We start from the raw sequence: 24,321 nt of genomic DNA on the forward strand, positions 1-24,321 counted from the left end.
GAGCTGGCCGACTGCGCCCTGGGCCAGCTGTATCTGCTGGATCACACCAATACCCGCCTGATGATGAGCGCGGAGTGGCTCGACGGCCTGCTGCAACCGCGCGAGGCGGCCAGCCTGCCCAGCGACTACGACGGCGAACAGCTGCTGCAGTACTGCCTGTGCCAGAACCAGGTGCTGTGTATCGATGAGCTGGACAGCGCCCTGCACAGCATCGCCTGCCTGCCCGAGGGCAAGGGCACCTGGCGCAGCCTGTTGTGCCTGCCGCTGCACGACGGCGCCGGCCATACCCGCGGCCTGCTGCTGGTGGCCAGCCATGAGCGGCGCAGCCTGCAGGGTTTCACCGCCTCCTTCGCCCAGCTCGGCCGTTTCGCCCTGGCCCAGCTGCAACTGCTGCAGCGCCTGCGCGCCCCGGCTGCCGACGGTGCCGCCAGTGCTGAAACCGTCTCGCCTGTTCCAGGCACGCCCTGCGCCAGCGGTTATGGCCTGCTCGGCCAGAGCCAGGCCATGCGCCGCGTCTATCAACTGATCGGCAAGGTGCTGCACAGCCCGGTCAGCGTGCTGCTCACCGGCGAGACCGGTACCGGCAAGGAGCTGGTCGCCCGCGCCATCCATGATTGCGGCGCGCGGCGCAGCAAGGCGTTCATCGTGCAGAACTGCGCAGCATTGCCGGAGAACCTGCTGGAGAGCGAGCTGTTCGGCTACCGCCGCGGCGCCTTCACCGGTGCCGACCGCGACAAGCCGGGCCTGTTCGATGCCGCCGATGGCGGCACCCTGTTCCTCGACGAGATCGGCGACATGCCGCTGACCCTGCAAGCCAAGCTGCTGCGCGTGCTGCAGGAGGGCGAAGTGCGTCCCCTGGGCAGCAGCGAGACGCACAAGGTGGACGTGCGCATCGTCGCGGCCACCCACCAGGAACTGCGCAAACGTGTCGAGGAAGGCCGCTTCCGCGAAGACCTGTTCTATCGCCTGTCGCATTTCCCCATCGAGCTGCCGCCGCTGCGCGAGCGCGACGAGGACATCCTGCTGCTCGCCCGCCACTTCGCCAGCACCGCCAGCGGCCTGCTGCAGCGCGACGCCTGCCGCTGGAGCGACGCCGCCCTGGAGCACCTGGCCGGCTGCGCCTTCCCCGGCAACGTGCGCGAGCTCAAAGGCCTGGTCGAGCGCGCGGTGCTGCTGTGTGAGGGCGGCGAGCTGCTGCCCGAGCACTTCAACCTGGAACACACGCAGAACCCCGATAGCGCGCCGCTAAGCCTGCGCGAGCGCATGGACCGGCTCGAACGCAACCTGCTGCTCGACTGCCTGCGCAAGAACCGCGGCAACCAGACCAATGCCGCCAACGAGCTGGGCCTGCCCCGGCGCACCCTGCTGTACCGCATGCAACGGCTGAAGATCAGCCCGAGCGAGGTCTGAACATGCCCGCCCCTCTTCCACTCACTTTCATCCAAGGAGCGCATTCCATGCTGCATCGCTACCGGACCGCCGCCCTGCTGGCCCTGGCCATCGTCCTGGCCGGCTGCACCGGCAACTACAAGTTCAGCGACGACCAATACCGCCCGCTGGGCGATCCGCAAGCCGAGAAGCGCGGCCACTGACCGCTAGGAGCACAGTCACCATGGAACTGGTATTCGAGATGGTCAGCGCACAGCAGTTCGTGCCGGGGCTGCTGACCACCAAGACCTTCAAACAGGCCGGCGGCGTGATCGGCCGTGCCGAGGAGTGCGACTGGGTGATCCCCGATCGCAAGCGCATCCTCTCCAGCCGCCACGCCGAGGTCAGCTATCGCGATGGCGCGTTCTTTCTTACCGACACCAGCAGTAACGGCATCGCCCTCAAGGACAGCGGCGCCAGCCTGGCCAAGGGCCGTCCGCAGCGTATCGAGCACGGCAGCGTGTACTGCCTGGGCGATTTCGAGATCCGTGCGCGGCTGGTGCGCGACCCGGCCATGTTCGAGGGCGATATCGGCCTGCCGCAGGCGGCCGGCAGCATCATTCCCGACGACGCCTTCCTCGACCTCGATCCGCTCACCGCGCTGGAGCAGCAGGAGCGCGTCTACGCCGAGGTGGACGACCTGACCGCCGTGCTGCGCCCCAGCACCGCCCAGGCGCAGCAGCGCGACTATGCGCAGATCGACGAGGAAAACCTGCTGGTGCCCGAGCTGGTGATGCCGACGCCGCCAGCCCAGCCGAAACCCGCGCCGGAGCCCGAGCGCCTGCCGCCGAGCTTCTGGGAGAAGTTCGCCGATGCCCTCGGCGTTCGCCTCGACGATCTCGACATTGAGGCCCGCGAAGCCCTGGCGCTCAATGCCGCCAAGCTGCTCAGGCAGAGCGTCGGCAGTCTGCAGCAGGCCCTGCGCACGCGCGGCGAGCTGAAGAATGAGCTGCGTCTGGCCCTGACCACCGTGCAGGGCGCCGGCAATAACCCGCTCAAGCAGGGTCTGGACGCCGGAGAGACGCTGAGCGCCCTGCTGCGTGGCGGCAAACCCGGTCAGCTGCTCGCCGAACAGGCCATCAGTCGCGGCTTTCGCGACCTGCAGGCGCACCAGGTGGCGCTGCTCGCCGCCAGCCGCGCGGCGGTCAAGGGCATGTTCGAGCAGTTCGCTCCGGAGCAGCTGGCCATGCGCTTCGAACGCAACGGCCGCAAGCCGCTGCTCGCCACTGCCGGCAGCCGCTGGCGCGCCTACCGTCGCCTGCATGCGGACCTGCAACAGAACGACGATTGGAGCGACCGCCTGTTCACCCGCGATTTCGCCAGCGCCTACGAAGAGCAGGTTCGCCTGATCGCCACCCTCAATACCGACCTTCAAGGATGATGCCCATGCCTCGCCTGCTTTCCCTCGCCTGCATCGCCGCGCTGCTGAGCCTGGCCGGCTGCGCCGCGCTGTCGCCCTATTCGAGCATGACCAAGCTGGACCTGAGCCTGGCCGGCAGCGACCAGCTCAACCCCGATCTCAACGGCCGCCCCTCGCCCATCGTGCTGCGCCTGATGGAGCTCAAGCACCCGGTGGCCTTCGAGAACGCCGATTTCTTCTCCCTCTACCAGCGGCCCAAGGAGGCCCTGGCTCCGGACCTGGTGACGCTGGAAGAACTGGAGCTGCGCCCGGGCGAGACCCGTGAACTCAAGGTGTCGGTGCAGGAAGGCAGCCGCTACGTCGGCGTGCTCGCCGCCTACCGCGACTTGCCGGAAGCCAACTGGCGCTACGTCATCGCCATCGACGCGCAGCAGCGCAACCAGGCGCGCCTGCGCCTCGACGAGCGCGGCATTCGCAACCTCGATGCCGAGCAGGAGCAAAGCCGATGAGCCAGCATAAAGTCATCTGGCAGGAGGGCATGCTGCTGCGCCCGCAGCACTTCCAGCAGAACGATCGTTACTTCGAGTACCAGCTCAAGGTGCGCACGCAGAAGCTGGCCAGCTACGCCTGGGGCTTCTTCGAGCTGGAGATCGACCGCCAGTTCCTCAACATGGGCAAGCTGGTGGTGAGCAAGGCCAGCGGCGTGCTGCCCGACGGCAGCCTCTTCGACCTCGGCGCCGAGCGCGAGCCGCTGGGCCTGGACGTGCCGCCGAACACCGGCAACACCCCGGTGTACCTGGCGCTGCCGCTGGTCACCGGCAACCATATCGAGAGCCGCCGCCCGGAGCAGAAGGACGTGCTGGCGCGCTACGTCGCCTTCGACGAGGAAGTCGCCGACTGCAACGCCGGTGACAGCAGCCACAGTCAGGTCAGCACCGGCCGCCCGGATTTTCGCCTGCTGCTCGGCGAGCAGCAGAGCGACCAGGCCTATGTGAAGCTCAAGCTGTGCGAGGTGCTCGACACCACGCCGGACGGGGTGATCAGCCTCGACCCCGAGTTCAGCCCGACCTACGTCAACTTCCAGGCTTCCGGCTACCTGCTGAGCTGCCTCAAGGAAGTGATCAGCATGCTCGCCCACCGCGGCGACATCCTCGCCGAGCGCATCCGCGCCACCGGCAAGGTGGGCGGCGCCGAGGTCGGCGATTTCATGATGCTGCAGCTGATCAACCGCTACGAGCCGATCCTGCGTCACCACCTGGGCGTCGAGCAGGTGCATCCGGAGCAGATCTACCGCGAACTGGTCGGCCTGCTCGGCGAGCTGGCCACCTTCTCCAGCGAGACCAAGCGCCCGCGCCTGGAAGGCCGCTACCTGCACAGCGACCAGGGCATGAGCTTCCGCAAGCTGATGGACGCCATTCGCCAGGTGCTGTCGATGGTGCTCGAACAGCACGCCATCGAGATGCTCCTGCAGCAGCGCCAGTACGGCATCCAGGTGTCGCCGCTGCACGACCACAAGCTACTCGGCACCTCCAGCTTCGTGCTCGCCGCCAGCGCCCAGTGCGACTCCGAGGAGCTGCGCCAGCGCCTGCCGGCACACCTCAAGGTCGGCCCGGTGGAGCGCATCCGCCAGCTGGTCAACCTGCACCTGCCGGGGATCAAGGTCAAACCGCTGCCGGTGGCACCGCGGCAGATCCCCTTCCATTCGGGCAAGACCTACTTCGCCTTGGAGCTCAGCTCCGAGGAACTGGCGCAGCTGGAACGCTCCGGCGGCTTCGCCTTCCACGTGTCCGGCGAGTTCTCCGGGCTTGAGCTGAAATTCTGGGCGATCAGGAACTGACGATGACCATCAAGGAAATGGAATACGGCCAGGATGACAAGACGGTCATCCTCAACCGCAAGGGCGAAGCCCGCGCCGAAAGCCCGCTGACCGATTTCAGCGCGCCGCCGAAATTCGAGCAGCTGGAAGAACGCATGATCTTCGCCGCGCGCCTGCGCCCGGCGGAGAGTTTCAACATCAGCCTCAACCCCCTGGTGGCGGCGGCCTCCGCGCTGCTCTCGGAAGTGGTGCGGCTCAAGCACAGCTTCGACAGCGAGGACCTGGATGCCCTCAACCAGCGCCTGACCCGCGAGATCAAGCTGTTCGAACACCGCGCCCTGCACGACGGCGCGGAAAGCAGCCAGGTGATGGCCGCGCGCTACGTGCTGTGCACCGTGGTCGACGAGGCCGTGGTGACCACGCCCTGGGGTAACGAGAGCCAGTGGTCGCAGATGAGCCTGCTGTCCTCCTTCCATAACGAGACCTTCGGCGGCGAGAAGTTCTTCCAGCTGCTCGAGCGCCTGTCGCGCAACCCGGTCAAGCACCTGCCGATGCTGGAGTTGATGTATCTGTGCCTGTCGCTCGGTTTCGAGGGCAAGTACCGCGTGCTGCCGCGCGGCATGCTCGAGCTGGAAGCGGTGCGCGACAGCCTCTACCGGCAGATCCGTCAGCTGCGCGGCGACGTGCCGCGCGAAGTCTCACCGCACTGGCAGGGCCTGAAGGACACCCGCCGGCGCCTGGTGCGCATCGTGCCGTGGTGGCTGGTGGCGCTGTTCACCCTGATGTGCCTGGTGATGATGTACGCCGGCTTCGCCTGGGTGCTCGGCGAGCAGCGCGACACCGTCCTCAAGCCGTATCAGCAACTCGACCCGGCCTCGGGTGTCAGCATGGATGACGTGAAATGAAGAGCTTCTTCGCCAAATTGGGCGCCTTTTTCCGCAAGACCTGGGTCTGGAGCCTGCTGCTGGTGCTGGTCCTCGCCCTGCTGGTGTGGTTCGTCGGCCCGCTGCTGGCGGTCAACGACCATAAGTTCTGGGAGTCGGCCACCAGCCGTCTGCTGACCATCAGCCTGCTGTTCCTGCTCTGGGGCCTGGCCATGGTGTTCGCCAGCTGGCGCGCCACCGCACGCAAGAAGGCCGAGGAGAACGACGCCGAGGCGCAGGAGCGCCTGCGCCGCGAGGAGCAGATCGGCGAGGAGCAGAATGAGCTGCGCCACCGCTTCAAGGACGCCCTGCGCACCCTCAAGCGCTCCAGCCTGTACCGCGGGCGCAGCGAGAAGTGGCGCAACGACCTGCCCTGGTACCTGCTGCTCGGCCCGCAGGGCAGCGGCAAGACCAGCCTGCTGGACTTCTCCGGCCTGGACTTCCCGCTCAACCGCGGCGACAGCCAGCGCCTGACCAAGGACGTCTCCGGCACCCGCTATGCCGACTGGTACTTCGCCGATCACGCCGTGCTGATCGACACCGCCGGGCGCTACCTGACCCAGCCCGACGCGCAGGTCGACGGCCGCGCCTGGGGCACCCTGCTCGGCCTGCTGCGCCAGCGTCGCGCGCGCCCGCTCAACGGCGTGCTGGTGAGCATTCCGGTCGAGCAGCTGCAGGGCGGCAGCGAAGTGGAGCTGGAAACCCTGGCCCGCCAGACCCGCCAGCGCCTGCACGAGATCCATCAGCGCCTGGGTGCCGACGTGCCGGTCTACCTGGTGCTGAGCAAGGCCGACAAGGTGCTGGGCTTCGACGAGTTCTTCGACCAGCTGTCGCGCGAGGAGAGCGAGCAGGTGCTCGGCGCCAGCTTCCGCAAGGAGCAGAACGCCAGCGACGTGAGCGTGGTGCGCCAGGAGTTCGAGGAACTGCTGCGCCGCCTCAACAGCCAGGTGATCCTGCGCATGCACCAGGAGCGCGACACCCAGCGCCGTGGCCGCATCCTCGACTTCCCGCACCAGCTCGGCCAGATCGGCGAGCGCCTGTGCCTGTTCATCGAGCTGGCGTTCGCCGGCAACCGCTACCAGCGCGCCAGCAAGCTGCGCGGCTTCTACCTGACCAGCGCGCCGCAGCTCAACGAACAGCTCGACCCGCTGACCGCCGGCATCGGCCGCAACCTCGGCCTGGCCGGCAGCGCGCTGCCGACCTTCCGCACGGGCCGTGCACGCTTCATCAACCACCTGCTCAGCCGGGTGATCTTCCCCGAGGCCGACCTCGCCGGACTCGACCAGAAGGAAGTGCGCCGTATCGACTGGGGCCAGCGTGCCATGTATGCCACCGCCTTCGCCGTGCTGGCGCTGTTCGGCGTGCTCTGGGCCAGCGGCTTCTCGGCCAACCACGGGCGTCTGGAACAGCTGCGCGAGATCGCCCAGAAGCTCACCCGCGAGCACCAGGCGATCAACCCGCAGGACGACGCCCTGCAGACCCTCAAGGCGCTGGACAGCAGCTACGCCGCCACCCTGGTGTTCCCGCCCAAGGGCGAAGTGTCCTACCTGCAGCGCACCGGTCTGTTCCAGGGTGAGGCGGTCAATCCGGCCGTTTATTCGACCTACCGCGCCGAGCTGGAAACCCTGCTGCTGCCACGTGTGGCGCGGCAGCTGGAGGCGCAGATCCGCGCCAACCTCGGCGACCGCGAGCGCCTGCTCGGCAGCCTGCGCGCCTACCTGATGCTCAACCTGGAAGAGCGCCGCGACGCCGCCTTTCTCAAGGAGTGGGTGGCCGCCGACTGGTCGCTGCGCTATGCCGGCAACAGCCCGGCGCAGCATGGCCTCAACACCCATTTCGCCCGTCTGCTCGACGAGTCCTTCGCGCCCTATGCGCTCAACGCCCAGCTGGTCGCCCAGGCGCGCCAGGTGCTGCGCAGCGAGTCGCTGGCCAATGTGGTCTATCGCATGCTGCGTGAACAGGCGCGCAGCCTGCCGGACTACCGTCTGAGCCAGAAGCTCGGGCCGCAGGCCGGGCTGATCAATGGCAGCGACTACGCCATCCCCGGCTTCTACACCCAGGCCGGCTACAGCAAGACCCTCACCGCCCAGGGCGGCAACCTGGTGCGCGAGATCCTGCGCGACAACTGGGTGCTGGGCGAGGGCGAGAGCCTCAGCGCCGGAGACCTCGGCCGCCTGATGGTAGAGCTGGAGCAGCTTTACTTCCGCGATTACGGCAACTACTGGGGCGAGGCCATCGCCCAGCTCAGCCTGGAGCCGATCGGCAGTGCCGGTCGTGGTGCCGCCCTGCTCGGCGGCCTGACCGCGGCCAACTCGCCGCTGCTGCAACTGCTGGTGGAAGTGCGCGACAACACCCGCTTCAAGGGCCTGGCCGAGGCCGCCGACGACGCTGGTGCCGCCGCCGAAGCGCTGGAGGGCGCCAAGGGCAAGCTGGGCAAGGCCGCCAAGCTGGCCAGTGCCGCCGCCGAACAGGCGCAGCAGGCCCTGGCCAAGAACACCCCGGACACCGCGCGCAAGACTCTGGAGCGCCGCTTCGAAGTGCTGCACAAGCTGCTCGACGACAACGGCGGCGCCGGTGTCGAACTGGCCGCCAGCCTGCAGGCGCTGGACGAACTGCAGCGTCAGCTGGCCAGCCTGGCCAATGCCGGTGCCAGCGACCAGGCTGCGTTCGAGATGGCCAAGGCGCGCATGGCCGGCAAGCGCGATGCGATCAACCAGGTGCGCAGCGCCGCCGCGCGCCTGCCGCAGCCGGTGGGCAACTGGTTGGCGCTGCTGGCCGAGGACAGCTGGACCCTGGTGCTGGGCGACGCCTACCACTTCCTCAATCAGCGCTATCAGAGCGAGCTGTACGCCGCCTACGACAACTCGCTGAAGCAGCGCTATCCGTTCAGCGCGCACAGCGAGAGCGACGTGGCAGTGGCGGATTTCCGCGAGTTCTTCAAGGCCCAGGGCATCGCCGAGCGCTTCTTCGACCAGTACCTGCGCCCATTCGTCAGCGGCAGCGCCGACGAGTATCGCCTGCGCCGCGTCGATGGCCGCGGCCTGCCGCTGTCGCGCGAGTTCCTCCTGCAGATGAGCCGCGCCCAGGTGATCCGCCGCAGCTTCTTCGCCGAGAACCCGGTCGAGCCGCAGGTGCTGTTCAAGCTCGAGCCCTACTCGCTGGACTCCAGCCTGAGCCGCGCCGACTTCCGCTTCGGCAAGCAGCAGCTGGAATACCGCCACGGTCCGATCGTCGCCACCGCCTTCCGCTGGCCGGCGGCGAGCGAGGAAGACCGCACCAGCCTGGTGGTCGAGGAACTCGGCGGTCGCCGCGTCGGCATCGAGAAGAACACCGGCCCCTGGTCGCTGTTCCGCCTGCTCGACCTGATGGACGTGGACTACCACAGCGGTCGTGACGTGCTGATCCTCAAGGCCAACCTCGGCGGCCTGCACGCCAACTACCTGCTGCACAGCCAGCGCTCGCCGAACCCGTTCGACATCGGCCTGCTGCGCAGCTTCAAGCTGCCGGCGACGCTCTGATGGCGGCAGTCGCCAACGCCTGGCGCAGCGCCGCGCGCACCGACACCGGCAAGGTGCGCGCGCGCAACGAGGACGCCTTCCTGGCCCTGCCCGAGCAGGGCCTGTGGGTGGTGGCCGACGGCATGGGCGGGCACCAGAACGGCGCCCTGGCCAGCCGCCTGATCGTCGAGCAGCTGGCCGAGCTGGCACAGGGCAGCCTGGAGCAGCGTCTGGTGGCGCTGCGTCAGGCGCTGCACCGGCTCAATCATCGTCTCGGTCAGGAGCTGACGGTAACCGCCGACCGCCCGGACACGGTGATCGGCAGCACCGTGGTCGCCCTGCTGCTCGACGGCGACCGCGCCGCCTGCGTCTGGGCCGGCGACAGCCGCTGCTACCTGTGGCGCGGTGCGCGTCTGTATCAGCTCAGCCGTGATCATTCGCTGGTGCAGCAACTGATCGACGAACAGGGCCTGACGGCGCAGGAGGCCGCGCGCCACCCGGCGGCGCATGCCCTGACCCGCGCCATCGGCGCCAGCGAAACCCTGCAGCTGGACATTCTCGAACTCGACGTGCTGCCCGGCGACGTCTTCCTGCTGTGCAGCGACGGCCTCTATCAGGGCGTTTCCGCCGACGAGCTGGGCGCCTGCCTCAACCTGCCTTCGCCGCACCTGGCCGTGGAGCGCCTGTTCCAGCGCGTGCTCGACGGCCCGGCCCGTGACAACCTCAGTGCCGTGGTGATCCGCCAATGATCGAAGCCGCCGAAGCCAGCGACCTCACCTACTTCGCCCTGGCCGCCACCGCCGCCAGGGAGCCTGTGCGCGAAACGCCGCGTCAGGCCCCCGGCGAGCTGCCGGAGGTGCTCGGCGGCCGCTACCGGATCGAGCGTCTGCTCGGCGTCGGCGGCATGGGCGCGGTATACCGCGCGCGCGATCTGTTGCGCGAACAGTTCGGCGACCCCGAGCCCTATGTCGCGCTGAAGACCCTGAGCGACGACTTCGCCGAGTACCCGGACGCCAACGCCCTGCTCTACAGCGAGTTCGCTCTCACTGCGCGGCTCAGCCACCCCAACGTGGTGCGCCTGTTCGGTTTCGAGGTGGACATTCCCAGTCAGCGCGCCTTCATCACCCTGGAACTGCTGCGCGGCCTGACCCTCGATCAGCTGCTCTGCGAACGCCCCGAGGGCCTGCCCTGGGACGAGCTGCGCGGCATCGCCATCCCGCTGCTCGAAGCCCTGTGCTATTCGCACCAGCTGGGCGTGCTGCATGGCGATCTCAAGCCCAGCAATGTGATGCTGGCCGAAGACGGCCTGCGCCTGTTCGACTATGGTCTCGGCCAGCCGGTGGAGGGCCTGCTGCCCGGTCTGCCGCGCCTGTGCCGCAGCCGCATCGCCGCCTGGACGCCGCGCTACGCCGCGCTGGAATTGCTCGAAGGCGCGCCGCTGTCGGCGGCTGCCGATGTCTATGCGCTGGCCTGCGTGCTGGTCGAGCTGGCCAGCGGACAACACCCGTTCCGCCGCCTCAGCGCCAAGCAGGCCAAGAGCATGGAGCTGGACAGGCAGTTGCAACGCCCGGCGCAGGTGCCGCTGCACTGCTGGCAGGCCCTGCGCACCGCGCTGGCCTTCGACGAAAGCCAGCGGCAGATCGGCTGCAGCGAGCTGCTCGACGCGTTTCGCCGGCCACCGGCCTCACGTCTGCGCAGCTGGCTGGGCAAGAAGGCATAACAGGCTGTTGAAAAGGACTCACTCGAAAGGATACGCACATGTTCAACCCGGCCAATGAAACCCATTTCAGCCTGACCATCGAAGGCGTCGAGCACGATCTGCAGGTGCTCGAATTCAGCGGCCGCGAGGCCATCAGCCAGCCCTATCGCTTCGACGTCGAGCTGATCAGTGAACGGCCGGATCTCGATCTGACCAGTCTGCTGCATCAGCGCGCCTTCCTTGCCTTCAGCCCCAATGGCGACGGCATCCACGGCCTGATCCACCGGGTCGAGCAGGGCGAGTCCGGCAAACGCCTGACCCGCTATCGCCTGGCCATCGTGCCGCAGCTCGCCTATCTGGCGCACCGCACCAACCAGCGCATCTTTCAGCACCTGACGGTGCCGCAGATAGTCGCTCAGGTGCTGGAAGAACACGGCATCGTCCAGGGCCGCTACCAGTTCCAGCTCGGCCCCAGCGTCTACCCGCAGCGCGAGTACTGCGTGCAGTACGACGAGAGCGACCTGCACTTCGTCCAGCGCCTGTGCGAGGAGGAAGGCATCCACTACCACTTCCAGCACAGCGCAAGCGGCCACGTACTGTGCTTCGGCGACGACCAGACCGCCTTCGCCAAGCTCGGCCAGCCCACGCCCTATATCCAGGACAGCGGCATGACCGCCGATGACCCGGTGATCAAGCGCCTGGCCCTGCGCCTGGAAACCCGCACCCGCAGCACCACCCGCCGCGACTACGACTTCCAGCAGCCGCGCCTGCTGCTGGAGACGGCCTACCAGGGCGAGCAGGCCGGCGAGAACGACGGCCTGCCCGATCTGGAAGACTACGACTACCCCGGCTGCTACACCGACCGCACCCGCGGCAAGCACCTGGCCAAGCGCGCCCTGGAACGCCACCGCGCCGACTACCAGCAACTCGAAGGCCAGAGCGACCAGCCGCGGCTGGTTACGGGGCACCTGCTGGAAATCTCCGAACACCCGCGCCGCGAATGGAACGACCTCTGGCTGCTCACCGAAGTGCTGCACGAAGGTAAGCAACCGCAGGTGCTGGAGGAGTCGATCACGAGCGATCTGACACGACGCAGATCGGCTCCCTCGCTCCTTCGGGGAGAGGGGAAAAAGGGCGACGCCGACTTCACCCAAGGCTACCGCAACCGCTTCACCGCCACGCCCTGGAACGTGCCCTACCGCCCGCAACTCGCTCACCCCAAACCCCGCGTGCTGGGCAGCCAGAGCGCCGTGGTCACCGGCCCGGCTGGCGAAGAAATCCACTGCGACGAATATGGTCGAGTGAAGGTGCAGTTCTTCTGGGACCGGGAAGGCCAGGCGGATGAGAAAACCAGCTGCTGGCTACGGGTCAGCTCCAGCTGGGCCGGCGACCGCTACGGCGCCATCACCATCCCGCGCATCGGCATGGAAGTGCTGGTCACCTTCCTCGAAGGCGACCCCGACCAACCCTTGGTCACCGGCTGCCTGTACCACGCCGAACACGTGGTGCCCTACGACCTGCCGGCGAACAAGACCCGCAGCGTGTTCAAGACCCTCAGCAGCCCAGGCGGTGGGGGCTACAACGAACTGCGCATCGAGGATCGCAAGGGCGCCGAGCAGATCTACCTCCACGCCCAGCGCGACTGGGACGAAAACATCGAGCACGACCAGAAGATCCGCGTCGGCAACGAACGCCACGACACCGTGGAGAAGAACAGCTACACCGAACTGCTGGCCGAGGAACACCTGACCGTCACCGCCGACCGCAAGGTCGAGGTCAAGCCCCAGGACCACCTGACGGTGGCCACCGACCAGCACATCAAGCTGGGCACCGCACAACTGACCAAGGCCGGCCGCGAGATTCACCTCAAAGCCGGGCAGAAAATGGTCATCGAAGCCGGCATCGAACTGACCATCAAGGCCGGTGGCAGCTTCATCAAACTCGACCCCGGCGGCATCACCATCTCCGGCCCGCTGGCCAGGATCAACGCCGGGGGTTCGCCAGGCAAGGGCTCGGGGCTCAAGATCAAGCCGCCGGTGCTGCCGGGTATGGCCGATAGCGACAAGGCGGGGAGTTTGTTGGAGCAGGCATTCGCCAATCTGCTCAACCCCAGCAAGAAAGTGAAGAGAACCATGAATTTTTCGGGCTGAACCAAACGATGAATACCAGGATGAAGAAACACCCCTTACAACACACCGCCCGCCAGGTACTGCTATGCATCCTGTCGTGCGGGTATCTGGCGGGTTGCGCCGCTCTCGAACTCGAACCCATCACCTACCAAGAAGCCGTCACCCAATACCAGGAAGGGGGCGGAATCGAGAACTACCGTTGCGCGCTGGTACCGGCCGATGAGCATTACGGGGCGCTGCCCGACGCCCAGCCGATCGCCGTTGAGATCGACGAGGTGCTGTTCGTCAAGATCGCCGGCACCGTCCAGGAACTGCAACAGACCGAGATCTCCGAGACTGGCGCGGCTTACGCCCATGCCGACGTGAGCGCCACGCTCACGACCGTCAGGCAGTTCAATCACTCGGAATACAACGAGTCGGATGACCGGCACGTCGACCTCACCTTCGACTTGGGCGGCAAGACAGAGACATACAAGACCTTCGGAGCGGCCTGCGGCCTCTAACCGTTCAACACGATTAAAACCCAGGACAAGACATGACAAGGCGTCGCTACAAAATCGTTGAAAGTGTTGGAAACCGCATCGAGGACGTGAACCGCTACGAAGACCTCGCTAAGCACCATCCCTCCAAAGAGCGCGAAGCCAACCGAGACTATGAGGTCATCAACGGAAAGCTTGAAGAGGTGCGTTATATCGGTGGGCGCACACTTATCAAGAAGGATTTCGTATTGCTGGTTGATGGCAGTAACCGATCTGTCCCGGTTCCCAGTCCGCTGTCCGGCTATGCCAAGACCAGCCGCTCCTTCGGCACATTGAAGATCTACGATGCGCCCAGCAACGGCCAGTTGCTCGGGCAAATTCTGCACCTTCATCCTACGTTTAAGGTCAACGATGGCGATGCCATCACTTATGGCCAGCACATAGGCATTCAAGCCACAACGGATAGATCGGGGGACCAGGTAGGCGCCATCCATGTCCATGCCGAGCTTGAGGAAGCCGATTTCAAGCGCTATATCGCCGATATGGTCAGCGGCACTCTCAACCCGGACGAGGAAAATCCGGACATTGCCGGTGGCGGTGAAAGCGCAGTCAAGGGCGACTGGTGCTACCCATGCACGGCGTTTGCAGGCAATGCGCTGCAACATCTGACCGCATTAAGCAAGGCTAGGGCCGGGTTTTACCCCATCGGTGGAAATGGCCTGTGGCATGGCGGCATCCATCTGGACAAAGGTACATCCGAAGCCTTCGATCAGAGCCGCGTCAGCTGCATCACCCATGGTGAAGTGGTCGCTTATCGCATCGATGACGAGTACCCCGTCAGCACCTACGCCGGCCGGCCACCACTGCAGATCAGGGCGCCGTTTTCCACCGGCTTCGTCCTGGTCAGGCATACGCTGCAGCCCAAGGCCCCGGCAACCACTGACGAGTCGAAACCCAAGCCGCCGAAGCTGACCCTCTACAGCCTGTACATGCACCTCAAGTGCTGGAAGGACTACCGCCAGGACGAGAAGCTGGCGCGACCGACCTTCTGGGGTGCCGGTATCTATACGGTCAACACTCGCAGCGGCGAACTCAATGTCAGGGCCGAAGCCCGCAGCAATGCCTCGATCCTCGGCAAGCTCAGCAAGGGCGCTCAGATTCGCGCCTCGGGCGGGGGCGCCTTCCTCAAGCTCGAACAGGTGATCAGTGGCAATGACCTGCCCGCCCTAACGCCAAAGGAGGACGGCAGCCTGCCGGGCTATGTCGCGTCTTCCTTCCTGACGTCTCAATCGCAGCCCAAGGCCACGGGCTCGGTGGTGCTTCTCGATCCGCCCGTGCCAATCAAGGCCGGCGACCTGATCGGCCATGTCGGCAAGTACCAGAATCAGAGCGACGGCTCGCCTCAGGAATTGCTGCACCTGGAGGTCTTCAGTTGCGAGGACGTGCCTGCGTTCGTCAGCCAGAGCCGCACCTGGGCGCAGAGCCTGCCGGACGAGGAAAAGAGCCTGCTCAAGATCCACGCCGGGGCCAGCAAGCTGATTGCCCACCGCGATGACATCAAGAGCGACAACCCGCCGAAACTGAGCGATGAAGGTACCCAGATCGGCGTCGACCTGATCCTGCCGCAGAGCCTGCTGAACGCGATCCCGGCCGAGGGCAGGATCAAAGTTCCGGCTAGCAATACAGCAACCGGCTGCACGCCCGAAGTCTACTGGTGGCGACTCGACGATCTACTGGCCGACAAGGACGGCAAGCCGATTAACGGCTGGCTGGCGGAGCAGGAACTGATCACCACTCGCCACAGCCCGTGGGAATGGGAAGGTTTCGATTTTCTCGAAGATACCGATCCCCCCCGCTCGGGGCTGGCCTACTACCTCAATGCGGCTCGCCGCCTCTCCGAGGATGAACAGGCAAGCTACCAGGGCGCCATCGACCAGTCCGACAAAGGCCCGGTGCGCAGCCGTCTTTACGACATCATCGACACCAACCGCGACGGCAAGATGACCTCCGAAGAAGTCAAGGCAGCACTGGAAAAGCCCTGGCATGCCCAATCCATCTCGCAGCTCGTCACACGGCACGACAGCGAGTGGTTCTGGGATGCTGCGCGCTGGGACGAACTCGACGATCTGATGGGCCACGCAGCCGATGACCCCAACCAGGACTGGGTCGAAGAGAAGAAGCGCATCCAGACTCTGAGCTGGTGGAGCGATGTGGCCGGCAGCCTGAAGCTCGATGCGGCGGGCAAGGCCTGGCACTTCCATTCGATCAACTTGGTGATCATGCAGAACCTCTCAGCCGCTCCGGGAGGCGAGCTGATCAGTGCCGAGAACATGAAGAAGATCTTCCCGTCCTCGCAGGAAGCCGTACGGGAAGAAGTTAGGACACTGTTCAACAAGTACGCCGGGTTGTTCGAGGTCAACACGCCCGAGCGCATGTCCCAGTTCTTTGCCCAGGTCAAAGCCGAAGTGGGCGACGCCCTCGTGGGCAAGGAGGAAGACCTGTGGTATTCGACGACTGCGCTGCGCAGCCTGTTCGGCAGATACTTCAATACCTACCCGCAGGAAGCGGAGGAGCTGGGCTACAAACGCATCTCGATGCAGCAGTACAACGCCCTGCCCGCCAGCGCCAAGAGTGGCTACAGGATCATCAAGAACTACGCCTATTCGCAATTGCCGCAGGAAGACGAGATCGCCAAGCGCATCTACTGCTGCAGCGTACCTGGGCAGAATTTCCACCTGACTCCCGGTGGCTGTGCGGAAGGCCTTTCCTACAAGGGTAAAGGTTTCATCCAGCTCACCTGGAAGGAAAACTACAAGGCGGTCGAGCGTCTGCTGAAAGCCAAGATACCCAACGAGAACATCAATATCGTCGCCAACCCGAACCAGGTGCTGGAAACCAAATATGGCCTGCTGACTGCCCTGGGCTTCTGGGAATGGCAAAGCCTGAACGCGGAATCGGGCAACAGCACAACCCATACCGACGAGATCACCAAGGTCGTGAACCTGCATACCAAGAGTTATGACAAGCGCAAAGAGAACTTCGAATTCATCTACGGGATACTGAAAAATGCGCAGTAAATTCAGCACTTTGCATTTTTCATTGGCCTCGACCCTGGCCCTGGCCAGTGTCATCGCCCACGCCGAAGCTATACGCCCCGAAGGCCTGTCCGTGCTGCAGGAGCTGCGCATTGCAGACGGTAACGACGCCGGTGCGCAGCGCCTGCTGATCATCGATCACTCAGGCGCAGTGGTGCTCGACACAGAAAGCGCTCTGCCACGCATCGAGAACGAGTATTCGCCCCACAGCCACGACGGCTACATGGCGGATCTGCTCGCTGAGCGCCAGGGCAAGTCGACGGTGGTCGATCTGCAAGGTGAACGCCATACCCTGCTCTCACCCGTGAACAAGGCCGGGGATCACCTGCTGCTGACCACCCGGGAAGAGGGTAATGGCGCCTACAACTTCAACCTGAAGTTCAGGTACGACGGCGCCACGAAGTCCTTCGACCTGACCCAGGTGCTGCTGAACGAAAACAACACCGAGTGTGACCAGTCGCTGTTGAGCAGCTATGCGATCGACAGCAAGGCCGTTGGCGTCACGTCGGTCGCCGACTTCGATGGCGCCCGCGCCTTCGACGCATTGAGGGCGTTGCGCCTGGCGCATCAGAGATCATCTGCCGTCACGGCGGAGAAGCTGATGCCGGAGACGGTCGCCAGCAACTTCGACACGGCTCTGAGGGCCTACAAGGCCGGTAACGAGCAAGAACTGAAGACTCTCGTCGGCTACTTTCTCGCCGGTGAGGAGGACGGCGCCTGCGACCCCAGAAGCTATATCGTCGAGAAATACTATTTCCCGCAAAGGGTCGGCTGGTCGAACGACCTCGGCTTCTTGTTCGAGCAGGCCGGTCATTACCCGGAGGCGGTCGAACTGCTGAAACACATCACCCGGAAACACCCGGACAGGGTCGTTGCCTACCTCAACCTGGCGGATGCGCACTGGGCGCTGGACGAGCGGGAGCAGGCTCGGGAAGCCTACAACCAGTACTACGAGAAAATGCTCGCCGCCCAGAAGCAGGCGAGGATCCCGCTGCGCGTGCTGGAGAGAAAATAGCGCGCAGCGGTCAGGGCCGCTCTGCGGCCAATGCCTGCTCCAGCGCACCGGCCTCCTTGAATGCCCGCTGCGCCACCAAGCGCCCATCTTGCAACTGCAACCATAGCACTTCGCCCTCGCCAGCCGGGCGTCGCGGTCGAGGAGGATGCGGTAGTTGTAGTCGCGCATCTTCGGCAGGGCGACAAGGGGGCGATGACGCTGGGCATGCGGCTGATGTCGGCGAGGAAGACTGCCTGGAGAAAAAGGGGACGCCCATTAGCCGGTCTGGCGTCAGTAGAGGGCAAATGGTCCTCCGTGAATCTAAAAGGCCAGACGCGTCCGCCGGCCTTTTCTCTGCCGCCGGCCCCGTTCAGCGATGCTGGCGATCGATACGGAACAAACTGGTGGTGCCGCTGACTTCGTTGCCCACCACCAGCAGCGGCACGCCGATCGGGCTGTGCTCGGCTTCGATCACCATCAGCCCCTCGGGACCCAGGTCGCCCGCGGTGGCGCTGCCCGGGGTGGTGGCGAAGTCGCGATTGTTGAAGTACTGCACGAACTGCGGCGCCTGCGGCTGGCTGATGTCGTAGACCATCACTCCACCGATGCGCTCCAGGCCGATGAAGGCGTAGGTCTTGCCCCACAGCTTGGCCAGGGTCACCCCCTCCGGCTCCGGGCCCTTGTTGTCGCTGCGGTTGTCGAAGCTGTTGCTGGCGTGGTCGGAGTTGAAGAACTGCGGATTGGCCGCGGCGGTGATGCGCTCGAAGTCGGCGCCGCTGTCGTAGATCTGGGTGAGGTCTTCGCTCCAGATCGAGAAGGAACGTCCACCAAAGGCGTGGATGGCTTCGTAGTAACCGCTGGCCGGGTTGTAGCCGCTGGCAGTGGAGACGGTCAGGCGGCCAAGGTTGGCGTTCTGCTTGAGGCTGGCGGCGTCCGGGAAGTGCAGCGGGCTGAGCGGGTAGTTGGCGCTGCCCAGGCGCACCTCTTCGCTGAATCCGGGGTAGTCGCGCGCGTCGCCCTCGTTGGCGGTGACCAGGTAGGTGCGCCCGCGGTACTGGTAGCTGGCGATGGCGTCGGGCTGGTACATGCCCAGCACCGGCCAGTTGCGGATATTGATCTGGTTGTCGCGGTCGCTGGCGTCCAGCTCGTTACCGGTCAGACTGTGATCTTTCAGGCCGAGCCCGTGGATGGCCTTGAACTGGCCGCGCTTGATATCCAGCACGGCCACCGCGTTGTTTTCCTGCAGGGTCACCCAGGCGGTTCTGGAGTCGTGGGCGACGCTGATGTACTCCGGCTCCAGGTCCTGGGCGACGCTGGCGTTGGGGCCGAAGATGCGCACCGAAGGGGCCAGGTCGGCGCGGGAGAAGGCGCGGAAGTCGGCAGTGCGGACCTGGGCCTGGGTCAGTTTGGCAATGTCCTTCGGCAGCTCGACGATGCTCACCGAGCCTTCCGGATCGGTCAGGTAGTCGTCGCTCGGCTCGCCCTCGTTGGCCACCAGCAGGTGTTTGCCGTCCGGAGTGAAGACGAGCATGTCCGGCAGGGCACCGACCTGCACCGAGGCCAGTACCTGGCCGTCGCGATCGAGGAACACGGCGCGACCGGGCTCGGTCTTCACCCGGTTCTCCACCGCTGCGGCGATCAGCCCGTCGCGCACCGCGACGCTGTTCACCGCCCCGCCATGGGCAGACAGGTCGAGGTTGAACAGTAATGTGGGCCGGCTCGGCTCGCGTATGTCCAGCACGTCGATCAGGCCGCTGGCGGCGTTGACCACGAACAGCCGCTGGCTGGCCGAGTCGTGGGCGACGATCTCCGCTGCCGACTGGCCGAACAGGCCGCTGGTGTAACTGCCGAGCGGCTTCAGCTGGATGGCTTTGGGCGAGGCGGCGGCTTGGGCCAGGCCGCAGGCGAGCAGGCCGGCGGCGAGAACTGACTTGTGCATGGAAGGCTCCCTGTCTGGTTGGAGGGAGCAGGATGGGACAGGCGTATGTCGGCAGGATGACCGAGTGATGGCGGTTGCATGGCGAATCGACGACGCGCAACGGAGGCCGAGCCGCATGGGAGGCCGACACCCTGTCCGTGACAGTCAGGCGAGCCCACTGCGCGGTTTGCGACGGCTCGCATGCGCGGGCTCCGGGGCGATCAGTAGAGGTCTTCGTCGGTCACCAGGCGTACTTCGCCCGCGTCCATGGCGTAGGCCGCGTCGGCCAGGTCGTTGCTGACCTGTTCCACCTTCAGCGTGCCGCTGACCCACAGCGGGGCATAGATGTCCTCGAGCGGGATGCCCTTGGGGTAGCGCACCAGCACCAGCTGGTTGGGCGGCGGTGGCGGGACATGGATGCAGGCGCCGGGGTAGGGCACGAGGAAGAACAGGGTGCTGTTGCCCTGCTCGTCGTTCTCCAGCGGCACCGGGTAGCCGCCCAGGCGCAGGGCCTTGCCGTCCAGCTCGGCCACGGTTTTGCTCGAGTACATCACCGCCGGCAGGTTCTGCTCCTGCTGGCGCAGGCCGCCCGGGGCGTAGAAGGTGCTGTCGCCCTCCGGGCCCTGGTGCTGGAGTTCGGGCATTTCTTCGAGGGCCTGGCGGTCCTCGGGAGGCATCAGGTCGAGCCAGTCGGTTTCCGGCAGTTCGGCGTGGGCCAGGCCGGTGAGCAGCAGTAGGGCGAGCAGCAGGTGGCGCATGGTGGGTGGAGTCTCGTGACGGCGGAAAAGCCAGAGCCGGCCAAGCGGGCGATTGTTGACGGCAACATCGCCGGCCAACCGGCTCCTGCAGAGGAGCGCTTAGCCCTTCTTGATGGCGCCGTAGATTATCAGCAGAACGACGGCGCCGATCACCGCGCCGACGAAACCGGCCGCCTGGCCGGCCTGGTAAATGCCCAGCGCCTGGCCGCCGTAGGTGGCGGCGATGGAGCCGCCGATGCCGAGCAGGATGGTCATGATCCAGCCCATGCTGTCGTCGCCCGGCTTGAGGAAGCGGGCGATCAGGCCGACGATCAGGCCGATGAAGATGGTGCCGATGATACCCATGTGGCGTTTCTCCTTGAGGGGCGCCGCGCGTGCGGCAGACGTTGCATGAGACAGGCGCGAGGCGCTGTCAGTTCGCCATGTCCGGCGCCGGTACGCCGTAACGGTGGTAGATCAGGCTGACTTCGCCCTGCTCGCGCATGCGCTGGAGTTCCTCGCCCAGGCGTTCGTAGAGGGCGCGGTGGTCGCTGTGGTAGCGCTTGAGCGAGGCACCGAAGTGGTTGCCGAGCAGCTGTTCGTGGGCGTACTGCGCGTAGCTGTAGTCGCGGAACTTCATCGCGGCGAACTGCGCCTCGATGGCCGCCGGGTCGAGAATGGCCAGGGCGTCGAGGCGGCCGGCGCGGAACATCGCCGCGAGCTGCGCGTCGTCGCTGGCGTAGACGCGACCGAGTCGGTCGTCGCTGTCGAACGGCTCGAAATAGGCGGTGCCGCGTTTGACCCCCAGGTTCTGCCGGTACAGGTCGGCGTAGCGCGCCAGTTCGGCTTCGCGTCCCGGGCGGACGATAAAGCGCACGTTCAGGCGCTGGCTGCCAATGCTCGGCAGGTAGTGGATATAGGCGCGGCGCTGCTCGGTGAGCAGCACCCGCGGTACCAGGTCGACGCGCCCCGAGCGCAGGTCGTCGAGGCTGCGCAGGAAGGGCGCCTGGCGCCAGTGCAGGCGCACGCCGAGGCGTTGTGCGGCGGTTTCCAGCACGCTGATCAGCGGGCCGCTGGGCAGGCCGTCGACGACGCGCATCTCCGGCAGGCGTTCGCGGAAATCGACGCGCAGCACCTCCTGTGCAGCGACGCCGGTCATGGCGAACAGCAGGGGCAGCAGGGCGAGCAGGCGCTTCATGGAGGGGGCTCTTGGACGACGGCCGTCGTCCAAGAGCTTAGTCGCCAATCGCCGTTTCAGCCCTTGGCGATCAGCGCTTCGACGGCCGCGATGCCGGTGTCGAGACTGGCGCGGTCGGCGCTGCGCAGGGTGGCGTGGCCAACCTTGCGGCCGACCTTGAACGCCTTGCCGTAGTGGTGCAGATGGCAGTCCTTGATCGCCACCACCTCGCTCACCGCCGGTACCGTGCCGATGAAGTTGAGCATGGCGCTCTCGCCCAGCTTGGCGGTGGAGCCCAGCGGCAGGCCGGCGACGGCACGCAGGTGGTTCTCGAACTGGCTGCACTCGGCGCCTTCGATGGTCCAGTGCCCGGAGTTGTGCACGCGCGGGGCGATCTCGTTGGCCTTGAGGCCGCCGTCCACCTCGAAGAACTCGAAGGCCAGCACGCCGACGTAGTCGAGTTTCTCCAGCACGCGGCCGACGTAGTCCTCGGCCAGCGCCTGCAGCGGATGCGCGCTGCTGGCCACGGAGAGGGCGAGGATGCCGCTGTCGTGGCGGTTGTGCACCAGCGGGTAGAAGCGCGTCTCGCCGTCGCGGGCGCGCACGGCGATCAGCGACACCTCGCCGGTGAAGGGCACGAAGCCCTCGAGGATGCACGGCACGCTGCCCAGTTCGGCGAAGGCGCCGACCACGTCCTCGGGCTTGCGCAGGACCTTCTGGCCCTTGCCGTCGTAGCCCAGGGTGCGGGTCTTGAGCACCGCCGGCAGACCGATGGCGGCCACCGCGGCATCGAGGTCGGCCTGCGACTGGATATCGGCGAAGTCCGGGGTGGGGATGCCCAGGTCCTTGAACATGGATTTTTCGAACCAGCGGTCGCGGGCGATGCGCAGCGCCTCGGCCGAGGGGTAGACCGGCACGAACTGGGAGAGGAAGGCCACGGTCTCGGCCGGCACGCTCTCGAACTCGAAGGTGACCAGGTCGACCTCGTCGGCCAGCTGGCGCAGGTGATCCTGGTCGCCGTAGTCGGCGCGGATATGTTCGCCGAGGGCCTGGGCGCAGGCGTCCGGCGCCGGGTCGAGGAAGGCGAAGTTCATCCCCAGCGGGGTGCCGGCCAGGGCCAGCATGCGGCCCAGCTGGCCGCCGCCTATTACTCCGATCTTCATCGCATCAGGCCTCGCGCGGGTCCGGGTTGCTCAGCACGGTCTCGGTCTGCTCGTCGCGGAACTGCTTGAGCGCCGCGTGGAACTGCGGGTGCTGGTGGCCGAGGATGCTGGCGGCGAGCAGGGCGGCGTTGACCGCGCCGGCCTTGCCGATGGCCAGGGTGGCGACCGGGATGCCGGCCGGCATCTGCACGATCGACAGCAGCGAGTCGACGCCCGAGAGCATCGACGACTGCACCGGCACGCCGAGCACCGGCAGGTGGGTCTTGGCCGCGCACATGCCAGGCAGGTGGGCGGCGCCGCCGGCGCCGGCGATGATCACCTGGATGCCGCGTTCCTCGGCCTGTTCGGCGTACTGGAACAGCAGGTCCGGGGTGCGGTGGGCGGAGACCACCTTGACCTCGTAGGGGATGCCCAGCTTGTCCAGCATCTCGGCGGTGTGGCTAAGGGTGGACCAATCGGACTTGGAGCCCATGATCACGCCAACCAGTGCGCTCATCGTCGTGCCTCTCTATCGGGCGCCTTGCGGCGCGGCAAATATCGGCGCCTTGCGGCGCGTTAACTATCGGCGCCGGTCGGCGCGTCAAAAACCAACAAGCCACGCGGGAGAACCGGCGTGGCTTGTGAGCGACAGGTGGCCGGGTGCAGCCGGCCGAAGGCCGCGCAGTATAACGCAAAGCCGCGGCTGGCGGGCACTAGCCATGACCGTTTGTCATGCAAGCTGTGGCAGCGGGGAAAAGCCACCCGAACCTTGCTCTGCAGCAATGCCGGCGTGCCCCGCCGGGCGACTTCCCCGCGCCGATCTTCCACGTGGTGCTCAAGGCCATCGGCATCACCGCCTCCATCGTCGGCACCCGGGCCGATCTGCAGGAGGCGCTGGACTTTGCCTGCGAGGGCCTGGTCAAGGCCACGGTGCAGGCTGACAGGCTGGACGATATCAACGCCATCTTCGCGCGCAAGCGCGGCGGCCAGATCGAGGGGCGGGTGGTGCTGCAGTTCTAGCCTGCGCCGACCGCGGCGGCGCCGCGGTCTATACTGCGCACTCTTCACCCGTACAAGGACGTATCGCCATGAAGCAGCCTGTTTCGTTCGTCGCCCTGGCTCTGTGCTCGCTGCAGGTCGCCGCCCTGGAGCTGGCCAAGCACCCGCAGGCGTTCGACGCCGGCCAGGGCGTCAGCCTGATCCTCGCCCCCAGCGCCGACGGCCGGCAGGCCCTGGTACAGGTCAGGGGCATCAATCATCCGCTCGACGAGGTGGTGTTCCTCACCCAGGTGCGCGAGCTGGGCCACGAGCAGCGCGACTACGCCATCCGCCTCGACGGCCGCGACTACAGCCTGCTCAACCGCCGGCGTGCCTGGGGCGGCGAGAGCTATCAGCTCAACCTGCCGGACACCCCGGGTTTCGAGCTGGGCTACGACCAGGCGCAGACCCAGGCGCTGAACCTCGACGACCTGCTGGCGCTCTATCAGCGCCAGGAAAGGGCCGGACTGCAGGCGCGCTTCGCCGCCTTCGACCGCAAGAAGCGCCTGCAGGACTACAGCCAGCGCCTGCAGCAGATGGACCGCGAGGCCTCGCAGGCCTGCGACACGCCGCTGGCGACCCGGGTGGACTGGAACGCCATCGACGACGAGCGGCTGATGAGCCTGAGCGTGCCGCACTTCTGCGGCGAGGTGGTCAGGCAGATCGCCTACCTGTGCGAGCGTGCCGCGCCGTACAAGGCCGAGGCGCGCAGTATCAAGGGCGTCGAATGCCGCTTCGGCGAGGCGATGAAGCTGCGCGAGGAAAACGGCCAGCTGCTGTTCACCACGCGCAAGGACGAGCCGAACCAGGGCGACTTCATCAACGCGATTCTGCGCAACCGCTGATCGCCACTGGCGGGCAGGGCCCCCCCTACCCCGGCATGCTTCTT

General features: G+C 66.2%; 20 protein-coding genes and 2 pseudogenes. 15 read left to right on the forward strand and 7 right to left on the reverse strand.

What is annotated here, in order from left to right:
- The 13 genes from N878_RS12890 to N878_RS12950 form a co-directional block, all read left to right on the forward strand.
- Positions 1–1,410, forward strand: a 1,410-nt coding sequence (locus N878_RS12890; RefSeq protein ID WP_021444060.1) for a sigma-54-dependent Fis family transcriptional regulator, incomplete at its 5' end; no start/stop codon positions are given.
- A gap of 47 nt (positions 1,411–1,457) precedes the next feature.
- Positions 1,458–1,592 carry a hypothetical protein gene (locus N878_RS12895; protein ID WP_021444061.1) on the forward strand — a complete coding sequence of 45 codons (135 nt, stop codon included), beginning with the start codon at positions 1,458–1,460 and terminating at the stop codon, positions 1,590–1,592.
- 20 nt (positions 1,593–1,612) lie between these two features.
- A complete protein-coding gene (tagH, locus tag N878_RS12900; RefSeq protein ID WP_021444062.1) occupies positions 1,613–2,809 on the forward strand; it encodes a type VI secretion system-associated FHA domain protein TagH in 1,197 nt (398 codons plus the stop codon).
- 5 nt (positions 2,810–2,814) lie between these two features.
- Complete coding sequence (tssJ, locus tag N878_RS12905; protein ID WP_021444063.1) at positions 2,815–3,297, forward strand: type VI secretion system lipoprotein TssJ; 483 nt, start codon at positions 2,815–2,817, stop codon at positions 3,295–3,297.
- A complete protein-coding gene (gene tssK / locus N878_RS12910; protein ID WP_021444064.1) occupies positions 3,294–4,625 on the forward strand; it encodes a type VI secretion system baseplate subunit TssK in 1,332 nt (443 codons plus the stop codon). Before tssJ ends, tssK begins: the two co-directional genes overlap by 4 nt.
- A 2-nt stretch (positions 4,626–4,627) precedes the next feature.
- Entirely contained in the window at positions 4,628–5,509 is an 882-nt protein-coding gene (icmH, locus tag N878_RS12915) for a type IVB secretion system protein IcmH/DotU (RefSeq protein WP_021444065.1), read from the forward strand.
- Positions 5,506–9,045, forward strand: a complete 3,540-nt coding sequence (gene tssM, locus N878_RS12920; RefSeq protein ID WP_021444066.1) for a type VI secretion system membrane subunit TssM — start codon at positions 5,506–5,508, stop codon at positions 9,043–9,045. Before icmH ends, tssM begins: the two co-directional genes overlap by 4 nt.
- A complete protein-coding gene (locus tag N878_RS12925) occupies positions 9,045–9,773 on the forward strand; it encodes a PP2C family serine/threonine-protein phosphatase (RefSeq protein WP_021444067.1) in 729 nt (242 codons plus the stop codon). Before tssM ends, N878_RS12925 begins: the two co-directional genes overlap by 1 nt.
- Positions 9,770–10,744 carry a serine/threonine-protein kinase gene (locus tag N878_RS12930; RefSeq protein ID WP_021444068.1) on the forward strand — a complete coding sequence of 325 codons (975 nt, stop codon included), beginning with the start codon at positions 9,770–9,772 and terminating at the stop codon, positions 10,742–10,744. Before N878_RS12925 ends, N878_RS12930 begins: the two co-directional genes overlap by 4 nt.
- 38 nt (positions 10,745–10,782) lie before the next feature.
- Positions 10,783–12,873 (forward strand): type VI secretion system tip protein TssI/VgrG, encoded by a 2,091-nt coding sequence (gene tssI, locus N878_RS12935; RefSeq protein ID WP_021444069.1) that lies wholly within the window; start codon positions 10,783–10,785, stop codon positions 12,871–12,873.
- A gap of 20 nt (positions 12,874–12,893) precedes the next feature.
- Positions 12,894–13,355 carry a hypothetical protein gene (locus N878_RS12940; protein ID WP_021444070.1) on the forward strand — a complete coding sequence of 154 codons (462 nt, stop codon included), beginning with the start codon at positions 12,894–12,896 and terminating at the stop codon, positions 13,353–13,355.
- 32 nt (positions 13,356–13,387) lie between these two features.
- Positions 13,388–16,408: a hypothetical protein gene (locus tag N878_RS12945; RefSeq protein ID WP_256218088.1), complete on the forward strand. Its 3,021-nt coding sequence runs from the start codon at positions 13,388–13,390 to the stop codon at positions 16,406–16,408.
- Positions 16,398–17,441: a tetratricopeptide repeat protein gene (locus tag N878_RS12950; RefSeq protein ID WP_021444073.1), complete on the forward strand. Its 1,044-nt coding sequence runs from the start codon at positions 16,398–16,400 to the stop codon at positions 17,439–17,441. The genes N878_RS12945 and N878_RS12950 overlap by 11 nt, the downstream gene beginning before the upstream one ends.
- Before the next feature lie 10 nt (positions 17,442–17,451).
- Here the strand turns inward: N878_RS12950 and N878_RS29545 are convergent.
- The 7 genes and pseudogenes from N878_RS29545 to purE form a co-directional block, all read right to left on the reverse strand.
- Positions 17,452–17,674: pseudogene (locus N878_RS29545) on the reverse strand (FAD/FMN-containing dehydrogenase); the annotation flags it as partial.
- A gap of 116 nt (positions 17,675–17,790) precedes the next feature.
- Positions 17,791–19,359 (reverse strand): choice-of-anchor I family protein, encoded by a 1,569-nt coding sequence (locus N878_RS12955; protein WP_021444074.1) that lies wholly within the window; start codon positions 19,357–19,359, stop codon positions 17,791–17,793.
- A gap of 200 nt (positions 19,360–19,559) precedes the next feature.
- Positions 19,560–20,096: a DUF3299 domain-containing protein gene (locus N878_RS12960; RefSeq protein WP_021444075.1), complete on the reverse strand. Its 537-nt coding sequence runs from the start codon at positions 20,094–20,096 to the stop codon at positions 19,560–19,562.
- A gap of 99 nt (positions 20,097–20,195) precedes the next feature.
- Complete coding sequence (locus N878_RS12965; protein WP_021444076.1) at positions 20,196–20,441, reverse strand: GlsB/YeaQ/YmgE family stress response membrane protein; 246 nt, start codon at positions 20,439–20,441, stop codon at positions 20,196–20,198.
- A 67-nt stretch (positions 20,442–20,508) separates the two neighbouring features.
- Complete coding sequence (locus N878_RS12970; RefSeq protein WP_021444077.1) at positions 20,509–21,273, reverse strand: ABC transporter substrate-binding protein; 765 nt, start codon at positions 21,271–21,273, stop codon at positions 20,509–20,511.
- Between the two features lie 56 nt (positions 21,274–21,329).
- Positions 21,330–22,415, reverse strand: a complete 1,086-nt coding sequence (locus tag N878_RS12975; RefSeq protein ID WP_021444078.1) for a 5-(carboxyamino)imidazole ribonucleotide synthase — start codon at positions 22,413–22,415, stop codon at positions 21,330–21,332.
- A gap of 4 nt (positions 22,416–22,419) precedes the next feature.
- Complete coding sequence (gene purE, locus N878_RS12980) at positions 22,420–22,911, reverse strand: 5-(carboxyamino)imidazole ribonucleotide mutase (RefSeq protein WP_021444079.1); 492 nt, start codon at positions 22,909–22,911, stop codon at positions 22,420–22,422.
- A 278-nt stretch (positions 22,912–23,189) separates the two neighbouring features.
- Here purE and N878_RS12985 point away from each other — a divergent pair.
- Both N878_RS12985 and N878_RS12990 read left to right on the forward strand, forming a co-directional pair.
- Positions 23,190–23,414 (forward strand): annotated as a pseudogene (locus N878_RS12985) (zinc-dependent alcohol dehydrogenase); the annotation flags it as partial.
- Positions 23,415–23,482: 68 nt separating this feature from the next.
- Positions 23,483–24,277: a hypothetical protein gene (locus tag N878_RS12990; RefSeq protein WP_021444081.1), complete on the forward strand. Its 795-nt coding sequence runs from the start codon at positions 23,483–23,485 to the stop codon at positions 24,275–24,277.
- The last annotated feature ends 44 nt before the right edge of the window (positions 24,278–24,321 follow it).

The sequence above is a fragment of the Pseudomonas sp. EGD-AK9 genome, from assembly GCF_000465935.2.
Lineage (GTDB): Bacteria > Pseudomonadota > Gammaproteobacteria > Pseudomonadales > Pseudomonadaceae > Aquipseudomonas.